Source organism: Metabacillus fastidiosus NBRC 101226 (genome assembly GCF_001591625.1).
Lineage (GTDB): Bacteria > Bacillota > Bacilli > Bacillales > Bacillaceae > Metabacillus > Metabacillus fastidiosus.
This window is the reverse complement of record NZ_BCVG01000001.1, coordinates 1-23,801: the sequence shown is the minus strand read 5'-3', so window position 1 is coordinate 23,801 and position 23,801 is coordinate 1. Positions and strand designations below refer to the sequence as shown.

Genomic DNA, 23,801 nt, shown 5'->3' with positions numbered 1-23,801 from the left:
AATTAAACGTTATGTGGTCAAACATTGGTTGATGGCAAGCCGTATGCCGGGAAACTCGCACGTACGGTTTTGAGTGGGGGAAAAGGTCAATTAAGTAGGTGTATTGCTATTAGCGACACTTAATGATTGTTAGCGGAGGGTATTTATCCGAAGACTTACCTATCACTATTTTTTGGAATGCTTCATACTAATGAGCCTCAATTTGTATTCCGAGTAAAAGCTAATGATACTTCTTTAATCATTAATGCTGAAGATATCTTTGAAAATATAAAAATTAAAGAAACACATTATCCTACAGAGTGGGAAAACAATGTGAATTATTAGGAAGGAGAAGAAGAGGATATCTCCTCTTCTTTTTTTAAGGAGTGTTAAACTATGGGATTGAAAATAATGGATAAAGATACTATGAAACCATACTATTATATTGTTCAAATTGGAGTTGGAGCAAACGGAAGTCATTTTTTTCGTTCTCTGTGTCAAGATATTTCAACTTATTTTTCACAAAAGAGATTATCTTTTAGTGACTCTTCGCCATTTTATTTAGACTTTTATTTAGTTGATGAAGATAAAGTGGAGGAGAAGAATTTTAATAATCAATTGTTTGATGAAGATGATTTAGATGAATTTAAAGTAGATGCTCTTAGAGAACGATATGCAGAGCATTACAAACTTGAAGTCCAGTCAGTACCTAAGTATGTAACTGATATTGAGACCTTACAAACATTGTTTGCTGCCGCTAAAAGTGGGAAGAATGTTGTACCTATTTTAATTTCTATGGTAGATAACAATGCAACACGTCAATTAATGGATGAATTTTTTCATAGTGACTACCTGGAGGATCTTATTTATATAGATGCAGCGGTAGAAGGTGTCTATATGGTTCCTGATAAAGAAGAAAAAGACTTTTCAGAAGAAGAAAAGGCAATTGCGGCCCGCTCAGGTTTCTCTGGACAGGTAGTGATTGGTTTTAAGAAGAAAGGTCAAGTCTGGCTACAACCAGTTGGCAGGATCTATGATGACATATTAACTGATGAACATACTGCTTTTCCAAATCAATCTTGTGGTGAAGCAATCATCAATAATCCTCAGAGATGTGCAACCAATAAGTTTGCTGCACAGATCGCTAATAACATGATGAATAGTTTATTTCATACTAAAGAAATAGTGACACATAGCGTTACCTTTAATGCTCAGTTATGTGGAGCTAATCCAATATATGTTCCTAAAAATATTCAAAAGGAATATAACGCATATAGAAAAACTTTTTAAGGAGAGATGAAAGATGGCACATTTAGCCCTTTATCGAAAATACAGACCAAGTGGATTTGATCATTTATTAGGACAAGATCATATAAAGAAAACATTATTAAATGCTATTAATCAGGACTCTATTTCTCATGCTTATTTATTTTCTGGTCCTCGGGGTACAGGAAAAACAAGTACAGCTAAAATTTTTGCAAAAGCAATTAATTGCAAAAGTATTGTTAATGGAGAACCTTGTGGTACATGCGATATTTGTTCAGATGGTAACCCGGATATTATTGAAATTGACGCAGCATCAAATAATGGTGTGGAAGAAATAAGAGAACTAAGAGATAAAATCGGATATACGCCGGCATTTAGTGACTATAAAGTTTATATTATAGACGAAGTGCATATGTTAACTACTGGAGCATTTAATGCCCTTCTTAAAACACTTGAAGAGCCACCAAAGCATGCTATTTTTATCCTAGCTACAACGGAACCGCATAAGATTCCACTTACTATATTATCACGGTTACAACGTTTTGATTTTAAACGGATAACAGATACTACTCTTGTAGAAAGAATGAAATATATTCTTGAGCAAGAGAATGTAGAGTATGAACCAGCTGCTCTCAATGTTATTGCCCGGGTTGCAGACGGAGGAATGAGGGATGCACTTAGTCTGTTAGATCAAGTGTTAGCTCATTCTAATGGGAAAATAAACTTAAATGACGTGATTGAATTAACCGGCACTGTTGATTTAGCTAAAATTGGAGCTGTTGTTCAAGCAATTGATAATAAAGATACGTCTCTTGTGCTCGATTTGTTAGATCAAATGATAGAAGTCGGTAAAGAACCAAAATTTCTTTTGGATGACTTGCTTTCCTATTATCGTGATCTTCTTGTATATAATCGAGTTGGAGAGGGAGCAAATCTTACAAAAGTGATTACTGATGCTTCTTTTAAAACAATAGCAAGTCAAATAAGTACAGAGAGAATTTACTCTATTATTGATATTCTTTCTAAGTGTCAAAATCAAATTAAATATAGCGGCCAAGATAAAGTTATTCTAGAAGTTGCTTTAATTAAAACTACAGCTGATAATCCAGTTGATGAAATTTTAATTCTTAAAGCAGAAGTTGAAAAACTAAAAAGAATCGTTACAAATGGCCAATTTGTAGTCTCAGATCAACAGGCAGCAACTTCTAGTAAGGAAGAAATCCTTAAGGAAGAGCCAAGCCATCGAGAAACTAATTTGATTGATTCTAAAATTGGAGAGAAGGTAGCAGAGGTTTCTATTGGACTTGATGAAATTTCTTCAATAGTTGAAAGTTCTAATCAATCTAATGAAAATGTAAATAAACCAAAGATTATAGATGATCCTCAAGAAGCATTTATCCGTCAAATGGCTGGAGAAAATGTTATTGCGGCAGCTGATATGTTCCCACGTGAAAAACCAAAAGATATGAAGCAAGAGCTTATAGATATGTCATTTAATAAAAATCAAGTAGATAATGAGGAAAATCAACAATCTAAACAAGAGATTACTACATTACAAGAAATTCAGGACAGACCATCTGATTCCGCGAATGAAAATGAATCTATCCTTGAAAATCAAGAAATTCAATCTCCTTTAGAAAATGAAGCTTTAACATTTCTTGATCAATTAGAAGATGATATAAAAAAAGGGGCAGCTTATATTGAAGTGGTTGACGATAATGGTTTCCCAGCTTCCGATGACTTAGCACCGCCATTAACAGAAGAAGATCCTTCTTCATTTGTAAGCCAAGAGCAACCAGTATCAGTATCTCCTAAACAGCCAGTTTCAGAGAAGAATCAGAAAGTAATGGATATACTTGCTGAGGCTAAAAAGGAATATCGTATGGAATATCTAGAGAAAGAGGAACAAGTTCACAGTATTCTTAAACAAGAGAGAATGTCAGTATTATCTTTATTTAGAGAAGCAGCAGTCATAGCTGTTAGTAATTCGAAAATCGTAGTAGCAATGAAAGCTAAACCGCAGGTGAAAATGTTAGAAAAAGTGTCTAATCGAAGTATCGTTCAAGGTGTTTTAGCAGAAGTATTTGGACGATCTCTTGAATTAGTCGTTCTCGATGAAAAAGAATGGCTTGAAATTAAAAATAATTTTGTTAAAAATTAGGATTTGAATATAGAAGGTGATAACTTTTAGTTATCACCTTCTTCCCTGATATATCTGGATTTTTTCTATCTTTGTTTTAAGTAATATTCATTCTATTACAAATGCAGCAACGAGATAAAGTCAAAGAAATGTTAACTGATTACTTATCTTTCTCAAAATTACCTAATATCAGAAGATCGCCAGGAGCATAAACATCACTCAAATTAATGACATTGTTATTAGGAAAAAGGAGATTTTGTAATGCAAAGACAGAGACAGGCGCAAAATCAACATTTATTTGTTCCACTATTTGATTTGGTATTTGCTCCCGCAGTACTTTATTTACTTGAGCTTGTAAGTCATCTGATCCACAAGGACCACCACCAGATGTTCGTCCATCGACGGTAACTGACTGATTAGAAACGTTGATTTTTACTTGTTGGTCTATTCCATTTCCTTCAACAGAAAGCGGAAGTGTTGCAGAAATATTCATTTTAAAATCGGTACTACTCTCAGATTCACTATAAGACCAATCAGTGCACCAGTAGGTACACGTTTTTCGACGAACTCTTTCTATAAAAGTTTGACTTTGTTGTTTAGAGAAGGATAGTTTAAGTTTCCCTTCACTTGAAGGAGAGATTGTCATGCCACTTATTGGCCAAGGAACATTTTTGCCTCCTTTAATGACATAACTAATTTCTTTAAAAATGACTGTCGCATTATTTCCAGGAGAATGAGACTCGCTTCTATTTAATCGACTTAAATCGACATCTCCATTTACGAAACCCTCATTAAAATGTGCATCCCAAGCCATTGATTGATCTTTTGGATCATTCCCTTGTATTCGCCAACCATCCTTGTTCATGCTATGTGGAATAATTTTATCAAAAAATAGTTGACTATTTGTCATAAGACTACATTCATATCCTTGAGCAATAGGTTCAGGAACATTGTTTAAGAACGTTTGACTGTAATCAAGAGCAGCTCGATTAGCTGTTTGAATAAATAATTGCAACATTTTATTACCGCTTGGTGTGACTAGTGTTTTAAATAGAAATTGGTTAGGACGAAGATCTTCTAAAGTTGAAAACTTTGTTAAGTCTAATGAATTTATAATGTAACGAACTGAATGTGAAGTAAAGTATGCTTTAACTGCTTCATTAAATTCAAGACGTTCTTCATCACTCATTTCAATATTTTCTGCTGTAAAGCTACCTTGCGCCAAGTCTAAAATGACACTATATATATTGTCACCATCATTTTCCACTATACCTTTCATTTTTGTAATAGGGACAATAGCATTAAGTTTTTCACCTTCAATAGAAATTGGTGCATCACAATTTGGTAATTGATCATCTTGCTGAATACAACGTGTCAAAGTACCGGAAGTTATTTCCATTTCAAGATTGACAGTTTGATCATTATTTGGTAAGAATGTTAATCTAGGATATGCATATTGAATATCAAATTTCTTAATTGAATAAATCGTTGGTGGACCTTTTATCACGACGCTTTTCGTAACAGCACTAATTTTCCCACCAAATTCTTTATCATTATATTTAAATTCATTATATTGATCCTCTAAAACATCATTAATTTTCTCAAGTGATAAATTAAAAACGACATCCCAACCATTTAAAGCCGATCCTTGCTTATTCATTGTTGAAACAAGATCTTGAACTGATGGTGTATCACCTAAATTAGTTGTTAATAGCATTCTAGAATTTAAGTGGTCAGAATAAACAGCCGGAATATCTTTAATTCTTGCCTTTAATATAAAAGTAAGTTTAATATTGACCGTTTGCTGTTCAATTTGCATCCCCTTATTAATCTTTGTTTTTGGTAAGCTAATTTCCCAAGTTGAAAAAGGTGTAATAGGATTAACATCATATGACCAAGACAACCCATTATCTGAAAATTTAGGTTTATTAGTTGCAACTTCATATTCATAAGTTCGTTCTCTTTTTATTGTATGAAAAGTACGTAAATTTCTGTCTATGTCTCTGTCATAGAATGGAGAACCATTATAAGCTAAGTTAATTAAATAACTGCCGCTTTCCGTTGATTTTATCCCATCTATTTCTGCTGTTACTGCAATAACACGTGTGTTCACATATTCTAAAAATTCTAAATGATCTGGCTGTATATTAACTCTAAGTACATTTCCATCTATTAAATTGTTTATGTCTACCCCATGAATCTCAAAAGGAATTGGAGTAGTTGTCATTGATTGATAACGATTTAATGAAGTTTTTGCTTGTATTTTATTTGTTTCTTGACGAGTTATAGCACTTCTGAATCCAAGAAAATCATATGATTCAATTGAAGTCGGTGGTTGTAAAAATTGGTATTGTAACGCTTGATCCTTTAAATTAAAGGCTTTTGTTAAAATACCCATCATCTGATTTTGAATAAATGTAAGATTTCCGGTTAAACCAATTAAATCAATTTCAGAACGATTAAGATTACTAATATTCTTCGGTTTTAGATATCCTTTTAGATTAGACAATCGCTTATTTTGAGCTTCATTTAATGTTTGTTGCTTCTGCTGAATATAGATATCTCTTGCAAGATCACGAGCACTTGATTTTGCACTTGCCCAAGCTTTTCCACGAATAACAAAGATGTTAAAAGCTTCTTGTAAAACTGCTTTATATTGGTTAACAGTCGGATCAGAAGGACCTGTTGCTAATATCATCGTGAAATGTTGACTCATTTCATCCCAAGCAATATTAGACTCAATATCAAAGTCGTCTAAACCATCTAATGTTAGATTAGCATTTCTAATCGCATCAATATTTCCTTTTCCCGAAGTATAGGCTTTAGAAGTAGCATTTAGAATTGTAAGGAATTTCTTAATCATTTGTACTGATTTAGCTAAATCTTTAACTGCAGAAATTGCTTTAGCAGGGGTATAGATGGTTACACCTAAGTCAAAGAGATTTGTTGCCAAATCAAGACCAAATTTAATCCATTCTCTTGTTTCCCAGTCATTTACACTCTGTTTATAATTTTCGATAGCTGTACGAACGCTACTTTGCTGATCATTCACTGATTTTTCTAATGCATCAATTTTATTTTGCTGTGATTTATATTCATCTTTTTTCTGGTTAATAATAGATGTATAGAAAGAAACAAGATCTTTTTGTTGAGCTGCATTTGCATCAACAATTTTCATTAGTAGCTCACCAGATTGAACAATATTACTGTTTAAAGTTTTAGCAACATCAATAATGAGTTCATTTTGTTTTCGTAAATCAATTTTCTCTTGATTAGCTTCTATCTGATCATTAATTGCTTGTACATAATCTAAAATTGCATTCACTTGCTTCTCATAATCCGAATAAGGGAGAAGAGGGACAAATGTATAAGAAGGGTTCTTGCTAGTTAATTTCGCAAGATCTAATGCTTGAACACGTAAAGTAAGTAGTTCTTCATTTTCTGAATTTTGTGGAACTAGATCTCCTAACCAAAGAAGAGCTGTTTGTACAAACTTACGTACTTTTTCACTTGTATTAATATTGCTAATAATGCCTTCTGTAAATGCGAATGAAAAGACCATACTATCTTTTAAACGAGATAATAAATCAGTACTTGGAGTTATACGAATATCTGTTTCTACGTTAATATCATATCTTCCATTAGCTGCTACTGAAAGAGTATATACTAGACCATCTACAATAGTGCTATGCTTCGTGTTAGCTTCATTTGTAATAAGCAATGCTCCTCTGAATGTATGACAATATAATTTAAAGGAATCATAGGCTCTATCAGTAAAAGAAAGTTTTAAAAGTGATTCATTATTTTCCATATCTATTAACTGTGAAACAATTACAACATCTGTTCCAGGAACCTGAACAAATTGATCGCTAGAATGATGAAGTACATTCGAAAATAAAGTAAATTCTTTGACTTCTTCTTTCGCAATAAATTTCATTTGAGATAAATCTATATATGGCTTATATGCGTTGATTTTAGGAGTGGAAATAGTTGATAAAAATCCAGCGACTTGATTTTTTGAAAATTCCGATTTTACATCGCAACAATTATAAGAAATAAACTCTGTTTTGATTTCTCCTTTATATTTTTGAGTGATAGCTGCTTTAAATATTCTTGTCCAAGCTTGTTTTCGATTATGTTCGGCAAATAAAGTCATGGATGTAAGTTCATAATTTATCGGTACAATTTCATTAAATTCTTCATTTAATCTATCGATCGGAATAAGACTGTCTTCACTGAACGGGGCAAATATTGTGTTTGTTTTTGCCCATCTATCATCATTCCAATCTCCAGTTTTCATAGTTTCTTCTAGCTTTATATGACCGCTCATTGATAAAATTTTCCCGTATTCTTTCACATAACCAAAAGCACCCTTGTTTATATCTGTAGTAAAATATCTGAAAGAGATTGCTTCAGGGCCAGATAATGGGTTTTTCCCATCTGCATATGCTTTTTTAATACGTTCAAATCGATTTAAAGGGATAGCGAATACTTGAAAAATGATATCACCAGCTGAAACTTTGGAAATGAAATGTGTTCCAAATTTATTGAAAAATTTCAAATAAGATTGTGCAATTTTAGGATTTATCAAATTAGGATTAAACTGTCCCGCTTTATCAGAACAATGTCGCAAAGCAACCATAGCTTTTCTGAAATTTTTATTAACTCCTAAATTTTCTGGGATTCTGCTAGGATTAGGATGGATTCTTATACCTTGTTCTGAACTAGGATGTTCAGCATATCCTGATTGGCGATTAATCTGGACTAAGGCATAACCATAATCAGGATTACTTAAATCAACTCCAAGGGAATCAGACAATTTTTTTAATGATAAATTACGATCGTGATCACTAATAAGGAGTTGTCCAGCTGGAAGAACAGGGGCTTTCGTTCCATCAGTTGGATTTACTATTCTAAAAGGATAAAGCTTACTTAATAGGCTTTCAGAAGAATCATGTAACGATATGTCTGGGTAGCTCCAATTACTTTCTTCTGAATTTAATTCAATATCGAATTCTTGCAATGACATTTCTGAAGGTCTAAATAAGCAATCATTTTGAACATCACCTATTCTCCAATCAGGGTTATAGCCGTAAATTAAGTTCGTTACAGTTCCAAGCTTAATGCTAGAATTAATTTTCACTAACATTCTCCTTTTTAAATAATAATAATAGTTTAGTTGGGGGTAATTATTACCAAACTATAAATTTATTGTTAATTATTTCTTAAATGATGTCAAGAATAATAGTATTAAAGTAGCATAAATTAATCTGTAGGAAAGTGAATGAAAAAGGAATTGTATTAGTCAATATTTAAAACATTTGACTATAAAGTATTATTTATTAGGGAATTAGGAGAAATATTAGAGAAATTAGAGGGATTTTTTTGTTATGATGTGATAATATAAGTCTATAAAACTCTCTTTTCATTCTAACCCATGCGGGATAGAACAACTATTTAAAAACACTCCTAGAGTGATCGAATGTATCTAAATTGATACGAATCCATTCGATTGTTCTAGGAGTGTTTTTTTGTGCGCTCAAACACTTTTTTAAGGAGGAAATAACATGTTAAGGGAAAGTATTCAATTTTTAAAAACACATATTTTACAAGCAAGAAGGGAGAAAATTTGTTCTTCTGAAGAAGCAAAAATTGCATGGGAAAATGTGAGTTTGATGAAGGAAAATGGAGAATTAGTAGAAAGTTTCATTTGTATTCTTGCTAAAAGAGCTTTATATGGACAAGCACTTCCGTTTCATATAATCTTAGAAGGTTTTATTGAAAGAAGAGGGGAGGATGCTTTATGAGCGTACTCGCACTTCAACCAAGGGTGACTTCTCTTATCCGGAAAGTTTTCTCTAATGATAAAGTGGCTCATGCTTATGTATTTTCGGGAGAGCCAGGTGTAGGCAAAGAAGAAATTGCATTTTGGATGGCTAAACAATTTTTTTGTAAACATCAAAATGAATCAGGTCCATGCGATGATTGTAATGAATGTAAACGAATTAATTCATTAAACCATCCGGATCTTCATGTAGTTGAGCCAGAAGGCCAAAGTATAAAAATTGATCAGATCCGTTCACTTCAAAAAGAGTTTTTTTACAAAGGAGTGGAGTCTAATAAAAAATGCTATATTATTAAGCATGTTGATAAAATGACTGTACAAGCAGCAAATAGTTTGTTGAAGTTTTTAGAAGAGCCAAATGGTCAAACATTAGCAATTCTAATAACAGAAAATAAGCATCGTATTATTAAAACTATTTTGTCACGAACTCAAATGTATCAGTTTGATCCTTTAAAAGAAGAGAATGTTTTATCCGCTTTTGTAAATGAGGGGATAGAGAGGGAAGTTTCGTTTCTTCTTTCAAGAACAACTAAAAGTATTTTAAATGGGAAACAGCTGTTAGAGGAAGATTGGTTTTTTAAAGTAAGAGACCTGTTTTTCCATACATTACAGCAGTTTCTAGAAAATCCTTATGGAGCTATTATTACGATTCAAACAGAGTGGCCTAATTTATTTACGGATAAGGATAAACAGCAATTAAGTTTAAAATTATTAAGCTTATGGTTCAATGAGATCGTAAATATAAGTCTTAAGCGAGACATTGGATTAAATGATAAAAAGGCTTTATTAGAAGCGTATCAACATCATTTTACAGTTTTTGAAGCTGCAGATATGATGGAATTATTAATTGAAGCCAGCGGAATGCTGCGTTCTAATTCAAATTATTTAATGGTTTTAGAACATATTTGTCATTCATGGCTTGAATATATAAAACGGTAAAGATAAAATATAGATATAGAAATTTTCTTTTTATTTCCACCCAAGCGGGAGGATATCTTTTTTATATAACTTTGTTTAAATACGCCTATGACGGTGATTGTGATTAACAATTCCCTGTCATAGGCGTTTTTTATTTTCATTAAAACTGAAAAGTTGAATGAAAAGATTATTTCAAATCTAAACACTTTTTTAAGGAGGAATGACCCATGTTTAAGGTCAAAGGAGAATTATTAAAAGATACTGTAGCATCATTAGTAAAAGGGGCAAAGAAGGCTCGATTAGGTGAAAAAACTTGCTTTATTAAGACAGAAGGTAGTCTCGTATCATTGTATTTTAATGGAGACGATCTTCAAGTAGAAAAGAGCTTGGAAGCAGAAATTTCTGCTAATTTAGATATTGCTACATCAATGGCTGAGTTAGAACTTAAAGTAAATGCATTACCATCTGATGAAGATATTACTGTACAACTTAATGGTAATTTACTTTATCTCCGCTGGGGACGCAATTCGAAAATTGTATGTGAAATATTAGCTGAAACAGCACCATTGATTGAAATACCTAAAACTGTTGAGACGATTGTATGGAAACCAGGAGTGTTACAAGCTTATGCTCGGACATTGCCAGCCTTTGCAGCAAAGACAGGTTCTAGTAATGGAAATAACAATCCTGTAATTACTGGTGTTCATTTTTCAAAAGAGAAGGACACTGGAGAAACATATGTAAGAGCTACGAATCAATACCGTGCAGTGACAGTTAAAAGTCCAATGACGGAGTGGTTTGAAGGTGTTTCATTTTCTATACCAACTGAAAGCTTACAGGGATTAGCTGATATATTATCAGCCGACGGTGAAGTTACTATTGGGATGAATGAGGCAAAAACATTGTTAGTGTTTAAAAGCGGTTTAACAACTGCCGTTACCCGGGTATTAGTGGGAGTCTTTCCTGATATAGATAATGGATATGCTGATTACTCAGCAAATACAAAGTGGATATTCGATAGAATGGAGCTAATAGATCTATGTAAACGTGCAAGACAATTATCTCAGTCACGTCCAGCACTTACTATTCGTTCTGAAAACTCTAAAGTTACTGCTGAACTAGATTCTGTTTTGACTCAGCAAATTGGGGCAGTAGCTGAAGGTGAGGTATTTAACTTTAAAGTTGATGCAGAGTATATAGAACTTGCTGCTAGTTTGTTTAGAACAGAAGAAGTTCAAATCCTGTTTAAAAATGAAAGCTCACCTTTAACAATTGTTTGTGAAGAGACAGACCATATTAAAGCATTAATTGGTCAAATAAAGAAATAATTTAATTATCTTGAGGGAGGTGAAGGCGCTGCGTATCTAATACGTAGTGCTTTTTCTTATGGCACATATGATCTACCATTCGAAGGGTATTGATTTTAAAGTAAATACTATGAAAGAGGCTTTAATGAAGGATGAGTGTATGGTTTGTTCCAATAATCATGAACTTCGTTTTAGCTTTAAGATTGCAGATAGAAAAGGTGTGGAAAAGACAGTACATCGTACTACAAATCCTTTATCCTGGCATTATTTAATTCGAAATGAAAAAAGAAATTTGCTCGAAAATGAGGCGGTACTTGCATTAAAAGATTGGGGAATTGATGTTGAACTAACCTCGGTCCCTAAAGTGCAAGAAGCTCTTAATGCCAAGTTTAAAAAATATATGTGGGATAAAAAAAGTATTGAAGCGGTACGGCATACTCCACAATATAAAAGGGCCTATGAACTGGTAGAAAAGAAGTATGGTGGAAAATTATCAGATGGTAAAGAATTGCATCCCTATCAAAAGGAAGGAGCAGCTTATTTAATCGCAAAAAAGAGACTGTTACTTGCATTTGATATGGGTTTAGGCAAGACACTATGCTCACTTGTAGGAACAACAGCCGATCCAAGTAATAAATCAATTCTTATTATAACCATGAGTAGAAATATGAACGATTGGGTTCGTGAGATAAAGGTTTTAGGACTGGAAGATGATTACATTATTTTAAACAATCCAACAGATTTAAAATCTGCAAAAAGAATTCACTTAGTAAGTTATGAAAAGTGGGCTCGTGATTCAATTGTTTTTTCTAAGAAATCACATGCAAATTGCCCGGGATGCAATAGTACGCTTAACTTTCATTCAAATCTTCAATACTGTAAAAATTGCAAAGAAAAGGCTAAGCCACTAGAGGAAGCATATTCATATGATGACCTTCCAGAGAAATGTCCTTGCTGTAATGAAGAATGGAAAAAGAAAGGTTTATATTGTGTATGTGGCTTTTCTGTTGTTAAACAGCGAAAGAAATCATTATCTTCTCATTTTCATACAGGATATGACGCTTGTATTGTAGATGAGGGACATTATCTCAAGAATGGCAGTTCTAAGCGAAGTAAATCCGTTGTTCGAAAAGTAAGAACGAAGGTGCGTTGTATTTTGACAGGTACTCCTGCAGAAAACGGATCAGAAGATTTATTCTGGCAGTTAGCTTGGCTAACAAGTTGTGGTTCTCATTTTGAAGATCCTTATTATCGTACTCCTTTTTTAGGATATGGAAAAAAAGGAGAGGAACACTTCAGAATGTTTTACGGGGGAGGCCATAAAAGAACACTTTTAGAAGTGGATAATATAAAGGCTCGTATTTCCAATCATGAATCATTATGGGAATTATTAGACTCTCTTATGATTCGGAAAATGAAGCAGGATTCTGATGTGAAATCTGTTATTAATGTTCCACGGCCGAAACATATTCGACGCCATTTAGACTTAACTGAAGCTGACAGAGAATTATATGATACAGTCCTTCAACAATTCCAACAATGGTATGAAGATGAACTGTTAAAAAAAGAAGCCGCTTTAGATAGAGGAGAAAAATACAATATATCCTCAGTAACTGTATTTTCTTGGCTTACTAAGTTACGTCAAGCAGCTAGTTGTCCATGGGTTTTTGATGAATATGATGCTTCACGTAATGAACAGCCAACGAAAATTCGTTACTTAATAGAAAAGGCAAAATCTTATTTAAGATTGGGCAAGAAAATGCTTATATTCACTTCACATAAAGCTACTGCAGAACAGTTAGGTTTAATCTTAGATGGGATTTTACCTGGTAAAGAAGCTGCTTATATTCATGGAACAGTTGACATGAAATATCGCTTTGATTTAATGGACCGTTTTCAAAATCCAAATGATAATCTTTCAATTCTTGTGATGACAACGAGAACAGGAGCTGAGTCCTATACATTAACGGAAGCTAAAGCTGTTTTCTTATATGACTTAGATTTTAATGCTAAGAAAATCGAACAATGTTATTCACGCGCAGTTAGAATGGGACAAAAATCAGTAGTAGACATTCTATGGCTAATTGCAGAAGGCACGATCGATGTTAACATGCATGGGCTAGTCCTCTCTAAGCAATCCGGAGTAGATTTAGCAATTGATCGAGAAGAATTAGATTTTAATGAGATCGCAAAAGAGTTTGAAGGCGATGATTCATTAGAGATGGATGGAATGGATTATGTTGCTTTCGCAGCAGATATGTTAAACAGAGGGACAAAGCGAGACGAAGTTTTTGCAGTCTCTTAAAAACTTTTTAAGGAGAGATAAGTATGGAACCTATATATGATCAAACAAAAAAACATTTAACGATTGAATGGATGGAGTCAAAGAAAAATGAGTCTCCTTCCCATCGATTCTTTAGTAAGAAGCCTATTAAACTTCAAATGCATCCCAAATTGGCAGATAAGTTAATTAGAGCCTATTTTAAAGGGGCTATGCCAAGCTGGATTAAGCGTTATGCGGAGACGCACAATTTTGAAGTGAAACAAGTTAAACATGAAGGAAAGGATGGTTGGTGGATAGCAAAATGGGCAGGATTTGAAGGAAATCCTTTTTCTTCACCGACTGTTAAAGGAGCTGTTCGTCAATTTTCTAAAATGATCCCTTTTGTATGTGAAGATTTAAGAGAAAAAGTTATAGATAATCTTGATATTATAGAACAAAATTTATCGATTGATCCTAGTCATTTTCACGGTTTTGGATTATATTTTCGTCCTGAAGAAATCAATAAAGAAGGTGGTTGTTTACTACTCGAAGAAGATGTAATACCTGAACGGGACCAAGAAGAAGATGAAGATGAAGATTATCGAAATTTAATAGAAGCTCATGGAAAATTAGCGGATTTGGTGTGGGAAATAACTAATCCTTTATCAAAAGAATTAGAGGTATCAGATGAAGAATTAGTTAATGACATAGAACTTAATGAGGAAGAGGATGAAGAAGTTCTTATTAATAAAAGTGATGAAATTATCATAGATTTAGAAGAAATTAAGGTTGAAGTTCCTGTTCTTGAAGAAACAGAAGAAATAACAGAAGAAGTACCGCTTGAAATCACTGCTGTTGGAGAAACAGAAGAAATAACAGAAGAAATACCGCTTGAAATCACTGCTGTTGAGGAAACAGAGGAAATAACAAAGGAAGTACCGCTTGAAATCACTGCTGTTGAGGAAACAGAGGAAGTACCGCTTGAGATTACCACTGTTGAGGAAACAGAAGAAATAATAGAGGAAGTACCGCTTGAGATTACCACTGTTGAGGAAACAGAAGAAATAATAGAAGAAGTATCACTTGAGATTACCGCTGTTGAAGAAGCAGAGGAAATAATGGAAGAAGTACTACTTGAAATTACTGAAGAATCAGGTAATGAGATTGAAGATAGTCTACTAGAACCTGAAACTGATGTTAGTGAAGATGTGTCTATAGCAGCTCTAATTCAGAAACTTGTTCCATTAAAGAATGATGATAAAAAGGCAGGGGCTATAGCTGGTCAAATGCCACTGTTCTAAAATTAATTTTAATTAAACTTAAAAAAAACAGTTTTGAAAAGTAGAAGAGAGCCATTGTTTTGATCATTCTTTGTTCAAAACAATGGCTTTTTATATGAAGTTAAATCGAAGGTTTAGCGTTATTTTTAATTAATCTTATTTACAAGTTAAAGAGAAATAATTTACTCATGGGGGAAATACTGGTAAAATTCATTCATATACATAGTAATTCTATGTTTATAGTTTTATAAAGTCACTATCTTTTAAAGAGGAAGGAGATTTTAAAATGATTATAAACGATACAGTCTTTGGAGAGATTGAATATACTTATGGTTGGTGTAAGGACATCACTGTTAAATTTTTCGAAAAAGATACTGAAATAGTATTAATAATTGCTGGTGAAATAGATGAGAAATTTAGTGAAGGACAACATGAATCATATAGTTCATTAATGCAAAACTGGGAGGCCTTACATCAAAGCTTCTTACAACCTATTTTAGACTATTATAATCAAAAGCGACATGAACTAGGGTACGATGTTGCATTTAATGAGAATTATCCTTTGATTGAAACAAAAGATCAATTATTGGAACACATAACTTTAGTTGGAATTATGGTTTCATATGAAAATATTTATGAAGGCTGCCGAGATATAGGGATATCTTTCGATTGTACATGGGATGAAGAAAATGGTTTAGGGATTCGTCTTATAAACGAAAAAGTAATTGCAGTAGGTTACCAAGATGTTGCGATATGAATAAAAGAACTTGTCTATAAACTGCAGCTTGAAGCTGCCTGATATTGCCTTAATGGCAGCATTTTTTTGTTAAAGGCCTTCCTTATGAAGGTTTCCCCTCAAATGCTTCTTTTTGACGACTCCACGACTCTACGATGCTACGACTCCTAGGGATAATCGGAGAATTTCTTATTGGCTGGGAGAAAAGAGGGGAGATTTGTAGCTACAATATCTCAATTTCATGAGTGACTTGCTGCAGGGCAACAATGAAGATGCCATTCACAGGATCATTAATAGCTATCTTTCTTAGAGACTAATAGCCTTAAAGGCTAACAGAGCAGGCTTAAGCCTGCTTTTATTAGTTAGTCTATGATTTAAGGAGCAAAGAAGGAGGGTAGTAAGAAAATCCATAAAGAAATGAGAATACAAATGTTGATTATAACTCCAAGAGTCTTTAGTTTAGTTTTAACTTGTAAATATTAAGAAATGACAAATAGAATAATTGAAAATAGGGGAATTATAATGTTCCCATGAGAAATAGCTACACCTGATATGAAAAGGATAATTAGTCCTGATAGTACATTGAATATATGAAATCTCTTCAAAAAAACACCTCCTTTTGACAAACTATTATATTTTAACACAAATAATGGTTTTATAGTTTAAATTTGGAATATACGAAAACGGGAGAAAAACAAAGGAAATGGGAGATCGTGCTTTTGTTTTCTGAAGGAGATTTTGAGGTTATTTCCCAGAGGGAAAACCGCCGAATTTGGCTGAATTTAAGCAAATACGGCGGTTGACTCGGATTTTAACTTTGTAAAATGTGACTTATGTTAACTAGACTCACAAGATATGGTATGTTCAAACTTGATTCGATGAAATTAGTCATTTTTTATAATATAATAATCGTATATATTTAACTTTAATTTCATAATATGTAAATTTGTATAAGAAAATACAGATAAGATGAATATGAGTATATATTGAAAAAAATCATCAGTTTCAGTTAAATAAAGGTTCATACTGAATGGTAATTATCTAATTTTGTTAGAGAATATTATTTTTGTAATGTCGGCTAATAATACTTGAAATATTGTGAATAGATTTTGAAAAGAGGAACTCAAATGGAGAAGATAGCAAAGAAATATTTAAAAATATATCGTGATCCAGTACAGACAAAAGATGTTTATACCTATGTAGATTTGGAAGATTATATAAACAAACAATTTGAAATATACATTAGTATTTGTGAAGGATGGAAAGATCCCGATATAGGTACATATCTTGCTTTAATAAAAAATCCATATTTATTAGGTTTATCTATGGCTTTTCAGAATAATGATTATGAGTTATTGAATAATACAATCTATCATTACAGCAAACATAGATTATTAAATATCACAGCTTGTGGGTATGATCATTGTAAATATTTTTGGAGAACTATGGATAGTATGGCTTGCAATTATAAAGAGGTTATTGAGAATTGTTATCCGGTAGAATTGGGGTTATGTAATAATGGTCATCCCTTTTATATTGTTGCAAGTAATTTGTTAATGTCATTATGGTATAAAAATCAGCAATGGCTGGAAATTGCTTATGCTGCAGGAGAAAAATTTCTGGGCCAAAAGAAAGGTTTGTGGGATAAAGCAATCGTTGCCTATTTAATGGCTTTATCGAATAATGATATGGATAAAGCAACTGAAGAATTGAGTAACGTATGTAAATATTCAACAAGGATTGATCGTCCTAAAGTATATAAATGCTTCTGTACAGAAGCTCATGGGTTATATCAGATAGCCAGGTATATATTACCGGAAGATGATTTCCTTCAAATTGTAATGCCTGCTAATGATAATTTTTGTAAGGGACTGATATCTTGGCAGAGGGAACATAAATATCCAGAAAAAGGAGAATTTATCGTACATTACCCAGATGAACTTGACGTGATGAATCATATTTTAGAACTACCATTACCAAAATGCATTTTATTGGGAAGTGGTAAAAAGAGAAAAATAGATGTAGAGCAAATGGAAAAGAATTTGATAGCAGAGTTTGCAACTGGTAAATATTAAGATTGATAAATACAATTTATTAGAGATTATTATGAGCTTGCTAAAAGGATCTTTGATTTGAACTGCACCCCAATTGTTAGACAAAAAATCTAACAGTTGGGGTGCAGTTCAGTTGAGATGAAGATCCTTTTTAGCTTTGTAAAATGTGTATTATGTTAACTAATTCAATAGAAAGCATTGTTTAACTGGAAGAATAATAGTTGAATAATGAATGTACAAAAAATTTTAAAAGAAATATTATTTTCATTAGAGGTGAATTTAGTGAAGAGTAATATATGGAGAGACAACGCTGATGAATATAAATTAGAGCCATTAACAGCTGAAATGCTTAAAAAAGCAGAAGAAACATTCAAAATAAAATTACCATTGTCATACATAAACGTTCTTAGAGAACAAAACGGAGGATATATAAAGTTTGATTCACATCCTTCTGATACTCCAAATTCTTGGGCTGATGATCATATTAATGTAGACCATATATTTGGCATAGGTGAGCAAAATGGTATCTTAAAAAGTCAATATTTAATTAAAGAATGGGATTTACCCAATAATGTTGTTTTAATCTCTGGAAATGGTCATGGTTGGATTGGACTTGATTACAGAAATACAAGGGAAGAGCCTCCGATTATATATATAGATGTGGATTTAGGAAAAATTATCGAATTAGCTCCAGATTTTGATTCATTTTTAAATGGATTATATGTAGATGAAACAGAACATGAGGATACATATTATGAACAAGAGGAAATAAGTTGGACTCTTGATGATCTTAAAACAGTTTTATCAACAAATAATGAGCAAGAGATTATTCCAGCTTTAAACTATCTCTATGAAAACTCGAAAGGAAATGAAATTTTTATCGAGCAAAGTATGATTATTCTCCTTCAAAGCCCGGACCTTGAAATTAAACAGTTAGCAGCTAATTTTACTAATCATTTCAATGAAGTGGGTATACTTTCTTCTAAAGGAATAAAGGAGATTGTTTCCATTATCAAAAGTGACAATGAGATAGAATATTATGTAGATATGTATTTTAGTGAAAATTGAAATGAACTTTTTCATTTAAACGATATATTCATTCAGTAAACAAGAAGTATCTATTATCAAGAGATACTTCTTACTTTGTAAAATGTCAATTATGTTAACTAGAACTATATACTTTGTTAGATAACAATAAAATTGTTAAAAAACGCTAGTCGAACCTAGGGTGCTTTCCTTTAAGAAGGAATAGCACTCATTTTTATTGAACTAAAGAACAGAAGAGTTGGAGAAGAATGAGTTTATAGAAATTAAAAATTTAGGAGGATGATAGATTGAAAAAATTTGTGTTGATTCTAATTTTAATCCTTAGTGCCTGCGGGACGAATCAGCAATCAGCATCTGGCGACCTAGAAACGTTCACCCATGACTTTGAACAGAATGGGCTCGCATTAAAAGCTACGATAAAGATAGGCAAAGACATTAAAGTAGACGCATCTATTACTAATACCAGCAGGGAGACTATTATTTATAATGGTCGTTGTGGCATTCCTTTTGGAATATCAGTGAAAAAGGAAGATGCTAATTCATACCTCGTTACGGGTAATGAACAGGAAGAAAGTTGTGATGACATATTTGATCCCAATGATTTAAGAGAAATGAAACCAAATGAAACATTTGAAAAAGAAATAACTTTTAAACGCAAGGTTAGCTTAACGAATGAACGTACTGTGAACGCATTGAGTGGTATGTATGAAATGTCCTTTTCTTTCCAAACTCATGATAATGAGAGATTCTTTTCGTCATTACCTTTAGAACTAATGAATGATGAAGAACCTGAAATAATGACTGTGGATCAAGCAAAAGAGATGGCAAAAGAGAATAAAGAAGTGATGAAATGGTTTGACGAACATGAGAAAGAAAACATGTCAATAGAATCGAAGGACGCAATTTTAAGCGAGGGGATGTGGACGGTTGTTTTTCATGCCATTCACAAAGATGGTGCTGATCGGATTATTATCAACATGAATGCCAAATCAGGGAATATTAAGGCCATTCATTATGAAGAGTTAGGTAAAGACGTATTAGAATTCTTGGAATAAATCGTATGACAATAGTGAAATATGAGGAAAAACTAGATAATGGTTGATAGTAAATATTTAACTATTTGGTGCTTTAATTCAATAAATAATTAAAAGGATCTTTCACAATCAAAGATCCTTTTTTGCTTTGTAAAATGTCGATTATGTTAACTAGAGCTATATATGACGTACATATAACTTATAATATATTATATTTCTTAAGAATCTAAATTTAGGAGTTAATATAACTATGTGGAAGTCTGGTACTTTTAAAGAACTTCAGTTAAATAGTCCAATTGTACAAAGATTTATTGATACTTTTAATAATGAATTTGACAATGGTGGAACAATCATACGTTGTTTTCAAGTAACAAATCATCAAGTTTTTAGAGAGCTTCCTTCGGAAGAAGAAAAATATGAAAAGTATTTTAAAAAGCTTCTGTCTTCTCCAGATATAAGAAATAATATTGCTGAATTAAATATCAGTGATCCACTTGAAAATGAAACAGGGTTAAATGAAATAAATTCTTTAATTCTTGATGGAGATTTTGCAATAACACTCATGTGGGGTGGTGCTTATAGTGAGTCGGATAGGGATGCAAGTGAAGCTAAAAAATTAGGGCAAATGATATGTGATTACATGTTTCAGGATAGATTCTCTGAAGTAAAAGTATTTAATTCGGGAGAAGCTTGGACTGATTGGTTTCATGGTATTGCTTGGGATTTTACTTGGATTATTTTTGATGAAAAGGAACAAAAGTTATGGATTATTTGTATGACAGATGAAGACTAATTTCTTTAATTAGCTTATGAAATAAGGAGAAGTAAAATGTGCTTTATGTTAACCAGATGCTATTATTCAATACTTAAGGATATATGAATGAGGTGATAACTTGGAGTTTTATAAAGGTAAAGGTGAATTTTGGGATAAAGGTGAAAAACCTATATCGGATTTAGATATTAGAGTTGCTGAGGAAAAGCTAGGTGTTAAACTTCCTCAATCATATATAGAATTATTAAAAGAACATAATGGTGGTACTTTAAAATATTCAAAAATTTTTCTTGAAGAAAAGGATAAGGAACGATTTACAATTCCAGAGATAGGTGGAATTAACTTTCAAGGAGAACAAAATGGTGTAGATATCCTTGCTTCTAAGTATTGGATTAATGAGGTTGGTTTACCCGAGTCTATAATCATTCTATGGGGCGATTATCATAGCTGGATTGCTTTAAATTATGAGGAAAATATTGAAAATCCCTCAGTAGTTTACTTTTACGAGGATTATTTATCAGATAATGAAAAATGGAAACAAATAAAAATAGCAAATGATTTTGATGCTTTTTTAAGAAAACTATCTCGTGGTTATATTTTAGATCCTAAAAAGTTAAAAACAAGTTATAGGAGAAAAAGTGAATGAGTTTCATTCAATTAACAGGTAATTTAATCAATAAAGAATAAAAAGGGTTTCTGATAGAAGACCCTTTTTGCTTTGTAAAATGTGGATTATGTTAACTAAATAAATTTAATGATCAATTTTCAAGGACTTAGCAGCTGTAATATTCTTTTAAATACCATTATCTAACATAAATTTCATTTTTGATTTATAGTCACTTTTTAATCAAGTATTTTTCTATAAATTTACATTATAACTAAAAAATAACTTTATTTGATATTATCATAATAAGAGAAGAAATTGAGAGTCAATAGACCTTACTTTACTTCTAAACTTCTAAAGGATTCTATCAAAGGAGCGATTTCATTGAAGCAATACATTTCTCTAGATGAAGGCCATATTTTTGTAACTTGTAATGGGAGTGGCCCACCAATTGTTTTAATTCATGGAACGGCTTCTTATCACTTTTGTTGGAGAAATATATATTCCATACTATCTAAAAATCACACTGTTTATGTGCTCGATTTGCTTGGTGCCGGTGAAAGTGATAAACCCGTAAATGCTTCCTATAGTAAGAAAGCTCATGCAGAAAGGCTTATAGCAGTATTACAGAAACTCAAGATTTCATCGGTTCATTTAGTTGGACATTCTATGGGTGGAGAGGTAGCTGTTCATGCAGCCTTAAAATCTCCTGAATTAGTGAAAAGTTTAACGCTTATTGCCCCTGACGGATTTAGAAAAGGAGTTAATTCGTTGGTTCAAAGCTTGGCAAGAAAGGGATGGTTAAACTGGATATTTAGGCAAATGTTAAAACGTCCACCAAACCCAAAGATGATGTCACGTATGCTTGGGATCCCATCTGAGAAGCTTACTCCTGAATTATTGAATGGTTGGATAAAGCCTTATTCTGACCCTAATTTACCGTTGGTGATTACTAAAACCCTTGCAGATAATGATACAGGAATTATCTCAAATCAAGTTAATAAGTTAACAATGTCAGTATTATTGATTTATGGAACAAATGATAAACTTATTCCACATCATGTTTTCGAATCTTATGAGAACAACTTACTAGATGCGAGGATAGAGAAGTATGAGGGGTTTGGTCATGTTTTAATGGAGGAATGCCCTAATAAGCTGGCTAAGTCAATTTTTGATTTTATTGCATCTGAAGAAAATGATTAATTTTAAATTGGTATGGATTTATGTTTTTCTTATAGAATCCTTTTCTACTTTGTAAAATGTCAATTATGTTAACTAGAGTTTTGAAAGTTATCTAAGTTAATAGAAATTTAATTATTTTATTTATTTTTATGGTATGATTATCCAATTATAAAAGGGGGGGAAATAGATGTTGTTTGTATTTGATTTAGATGGGACGATTTGTTTTAAAGGAGAGCCTATATCTGAAAGGATTCTTAATGCTTTAGCCAATTTAACGAAGCAAGGGCATGAAGTGATTTTTGCTTCTGCTAGACCTATTAGAGATATGTTACCTGTAATTCATAAAGATTTTCATCATTATAAGATGATTGGAGGTAATGGTTCACTTATCTATAAAGAGGGGAAAATTGTACATTCAAAATCTTTTATATCTCAGGATTTAAACAAAATTGTAGATCTAATAAAAGAGTTTGATGGTACTTATCTGATAGATGGAGAATGGAACTATGCTTATACTGGGCCTGATGATCATCCTATATTAAGAAATGTAGATGCTGGAAAATTAGCACAATTAGTTAATTTGAATGAGTTAACTTCGATAGTAAAAATCTTAATCTTAACTTCAAATAATTTTGAACAATTATTTGAAAAATTGTCTGATATGGAACTATTTATTAATCGACATAGTAATGAAAATGTTCTTGATATAAGTCCAAAAGGTATACATAAATGGAGTGCCCTTGAAGCTTTAGGAGTTAAGAGAGGTTCTTATATAGCATTTGGGAATGATTCAAATGATATAACTATGTTCCAAAATGCTTTACATACAGTAATGATTGGTCATCATGAGGAATTATCACATTTTGCAAAAGAATCAATTGATATTAAAGGAAATTTTGAAGAAGAAATCATTAGTAAACTAGAAATGCTATCAGATTATTATACTTTAGTTAAGTAAAAAGGATCTTTGAGAAAAAGATCCTTTTTAACTTTGTAAAATGTGAATTATGTTAACTGGTGTATATCATATTTATATCTTAGCTATATGGATCTTACTTATTCAAAAAAACATACTCTAAAGGAGAGCATGTTTTTTGAAAAGCTAAACTAACGACTTGGAGTCAGCTTAACTAGCTAATCTTAATTATAGCTTTAGCTAAGTTCATTTTTTTATACAAAAATTAAGATAAGGATCTTTAGCTGGAATGTCCTTTTACTGTTTAAAATGTTATTTATGTATTTAAGCTTGGATAGTAGGGAAGGTGGGATCGCCCGAAATATGATTTATATGATTAAAAAGGAGTGTGATTTTAGTATAGGAGGATTGCGTTTAAGGCTGATTTTAATATCTTCATCCGAAATGGGAGTCATGCC

At 32.3% G+C, this 23,801-nt stretch carries 15 protein-coding genes and 1 pseudogene; 15 read left to right on the top strand and 1 reads right to left on the bottom strand.

All coding sequences use genetic code 11. The features are described from left to right. Positions 1-375: 375 nt before the first annotated feature. Together BFA01S_RS00080 and dnaX are read left to right on the top strand one after the other, a co-directional pair. Positions 376-1,269 carry a ThiF family adenylyltransferase gene (locus BFA01S_RS00080; protein WP_066224233.1) on the top strand — a complete coding sequence of 298 codons (894 nt, stop codon included), beginning with the start codon at positions 376-378 and terminating at the stop codon, positions 1,267-1,269. A 13-nt stretch (positions 1,270-1,282) separates the two neighbouring features. Beyond that, the gene (gene dnaX / locus BFA01S_RS00075; RefSeq protein ID WP_066224230.1) at positions 1,283-3,406 is read left to right on the top strand and encodes a DNA polymerase III subunit gamma/tau; all 2,124 of its coding nucleotides are present in this window, start codon (positions 1,283-1,285) and stop codon (positions 3,404-3,406) included. A 139-nt stretch (positions 3,407-3,545) separates the two neighbouring features. Here dnaX and BFA01S_RS00070 read toward each other — a convergent pair whose 3' ends face one another. Continuing rightward, positions 3,546-8,528 carry an MAC/perforin domain-containing protein gene (locus BFA01S_RS00070; protein WP_066224228.1) on the bottom strand — a complete coding sequence of 1,661 codons (4,983 nt, stop codon included), beginning with the start codon at positions 8,526-8,528 and terminating at the stop codon, positions 3,546-3,548. Between the two features lie 424 nt (positions 8,529-8,952). On the opposite strand from BFA01S_RS00070, the gene BFA01S_RS00065 reads away from it, so the two are divergent. The 13 genes and pseudogenes from BFA01S_RS00065 (at position 8,953) to BFA01S_RS00005 (ending at position 23,385) form a co-directional block, all read left to right on the top strand. Continuing rightward, the gene (locus BFA01S_RS00065; RefSeq protein ID WP_066224225.1) at positions 8,953-9,192 is read left to right on the top strand and encodes a hypothetical protein; all 240 of its coding nucleotides are present in this window, start codon (positions 8,953-8,955) and stop codon (positions 9,190-9,192) included. Continuing rightward, entirely contained in the window at positions 9,189-10,169 is a 981-nt protein-coding gene (holB, locus tag BFA01S_RS00060) for a DNA polymerase III subunit delta' (RefSeq protein ID WP_066224221.1), read from the top strand. The genes BFA01S_RS00065 and holB overlap by 4 nt, the downstream gene beginning before the upstream one ends. A gap of 206 nt (positions 10,170-10,375) precedes the next feature. Continuing rightward, the gene (locus BFA01S_RS00055; protein WP_066224218.1) at positions 10,376-11,476 is read left to right on the top strand and encodes a DNA polymerase III subunit beta family protein; all 1,101 of its coding nucleotides are present in this window, start codon (positions 10,376-10,378) and stop codon (positions 11,474-11,476) included. A gap of 58 nt (positions 11,477-11,534) precedes the next feature. Continuing rightward, positions 11,535-13,760, top strand: coding sequence for a DEAD/DEAH box helicase (locus BFA01S_RS00050; protein WP_169800407.1), 2,226 nt, complete (start codon positions 11,535-11,537; stop codon positions 13,758-13,760). Positions 13,761-13,783: 23 nt separating this feature from the next. Further along, complete coding sequence (locus BFA01S_RS00045; protein WP_066224213.1) at positions 13,784-15,019, top strand: hypothetical protein; 1,236 nt, start codon at positions 13,784-13,786, stop codon at positions 15,017-15,019. Between the two features lie 265 nt (positions 15,020-15,284). Continuing rightward, positions 15,285-15,755, top strand: coding sequence for a DUF6985 domain-containing protein (locus tag BFA01S_RS00040; RefSeq protein ID WP_066224210.1), 471 nt, complete (start codon positions 15,285-15,287; stop codon positions 15,753-15,755). Between the two features lie 1,106 nt (positions 15,756-16,861). Then, positions 16,862-17,809 carry a hypothetical protein gene (locus tag BFA01S_RS00035; protein ID WP_066224207.1) on the top strand — a complete coding sequence of 316 codons (948 nt, stop codon included), beginning with the start codon at positions 16,862-16,864 and terminating at the stop codon, positions 17,807-17,809. Positions 17,810-18,070: 261 nt separating this feature from the next. Further along, positions 18,071-18,532, top strand: a pseudogene (locus BFA01S_RS23115) (SMI1/KNR4 family protein); the annotation flags it as partial. Positions 18,533-19,122: 590 nt separating this feature from the next. Beyond that, positions 19,123-19,890 (top strand): hypothetical protein, encoded by a 768-nt coding sequence (locus BFA01S_RS00025; RefSeq protein WP_066224206.1) that lies wholly within the window; start codon positions 19,123-19,125, stop codon positions 19,888-19,890. A gap of 229 nt (positions 19,891-20,119) precedes the next feature. Beyond that, entirely contained in the window at positions 20,120-20,662 is a 543-nt protein-coding gene (locus BFA01S_RS00020) for a hypothetical protein (RefSeq protein ID WP_066224203.1), read from the top strand. A gap of 100 nt (positions 20,663-20,762) precedes the next feature. Beyond that, entirely contained in the window at positions 20,763-21,287 is a 525-nt protein-coding gene (locus BFA01S_RS00015; RefSeq protein ID WP_066224199.1) for an SMI1/KNR4 family protein, read from the top strand. A 342-nt stretch (positions 21,288-21,629) separates the two neighbouring features. After that, entirely contained in the window at positions 21,630-22,448 is an 819-nt protein-coding gene (locus BFA01S_RS00010) for an alpha/beta fold hydrolase (protein WP_066224195.1), read from the top strand. Positions 22,449-22,614: 166 nt separating this feature from the next. After that, entirely contained in the window at positions 22,615-23,385 is a 771-nt protein-coding gene (locus tag BFA01S_RS00005) for an HAD-IIB family hydrolase (protein WP_066224192.1), read from the top strand. Positions 23,386-23,801: the final 416 nt, after the last annotated feature.

Bases quoted from the DNA above. Each gene is read 5' to 3' on its own strand.
- BFA01S_RS00050 (WP_169800407.1), top strand. From the start codon at position 11,535: ATGGCACATATGATCTACCATTCGAAGGGTATTGATTTTAAAGTAAAT.
- BFA01S_RS00035 (WP_066224207.1), top strand. From the start codon at position 16,862: ATGGAGAAGATAGCAAAGAAATATTTAAAAATATATCGTGATCCAGTA.
- BFA01S_RS00045 (WP_066224213.1), top strand. From the start codon at position 13,784: ATGGAACCTATATATGATCAAACAAAAAAACATTTAACGATTGAATGG.
- holB (WP_066224221.1), top strand. From the start codon at position 9,189: ATGAGCGTACTCGCACTTCAACCAAGGGTGACTTCTCTTATCCGGAAA.
- BFA01S_RS00080 (WP_066224233.1), top strand. From the start codon at position 376: ATGGGATTGAAAATAATGGATAAAGATACTATGAAACCATACTATTAT.
- BFA01S_RS00020 (WP_066224203.1), top strand. From the start codon at position 20,120: ATGTGGAAGTCTGGTACTTTTAAAGAACTTCAGTTAAATAGTCCAATT.
- BFA01S_RS00005 (WP_066224192.1), top strand. From the start codon at position 22,615: ATGTTGTTTGTATTTGATTTAGATGGGACGATTTGTTTTAAAGGAGAG.
- dnaX (WP_066224230.1), top strand. From the start codon at position 1,283: ATGGCACATTTAGCCCTTTATCGAAAATACAGACCAAGTGGATTTGAT.
- BFA01S_RS00040 (WP_066224210.1), top strand. From the start codon at position 15,285: ATGATTATAAACGATACAGTCTTTGGAGAGATTGAATATACTTATGGT.
- BFA01S_RS00055 (WP_066224218.1), top strand. From the start codon at position 10,376: ATGTTTAAGGTCAAAGGAGAATTATTAAAAGATACTGTAGCATCATTA.
- BFA01S_RS00065 (WP_066224225.1), top strand. From the start codon at position 8,953: ATGTTAAGGGAAAGTATTCAATTTTTAAAAACACATATTTTACAAGCA.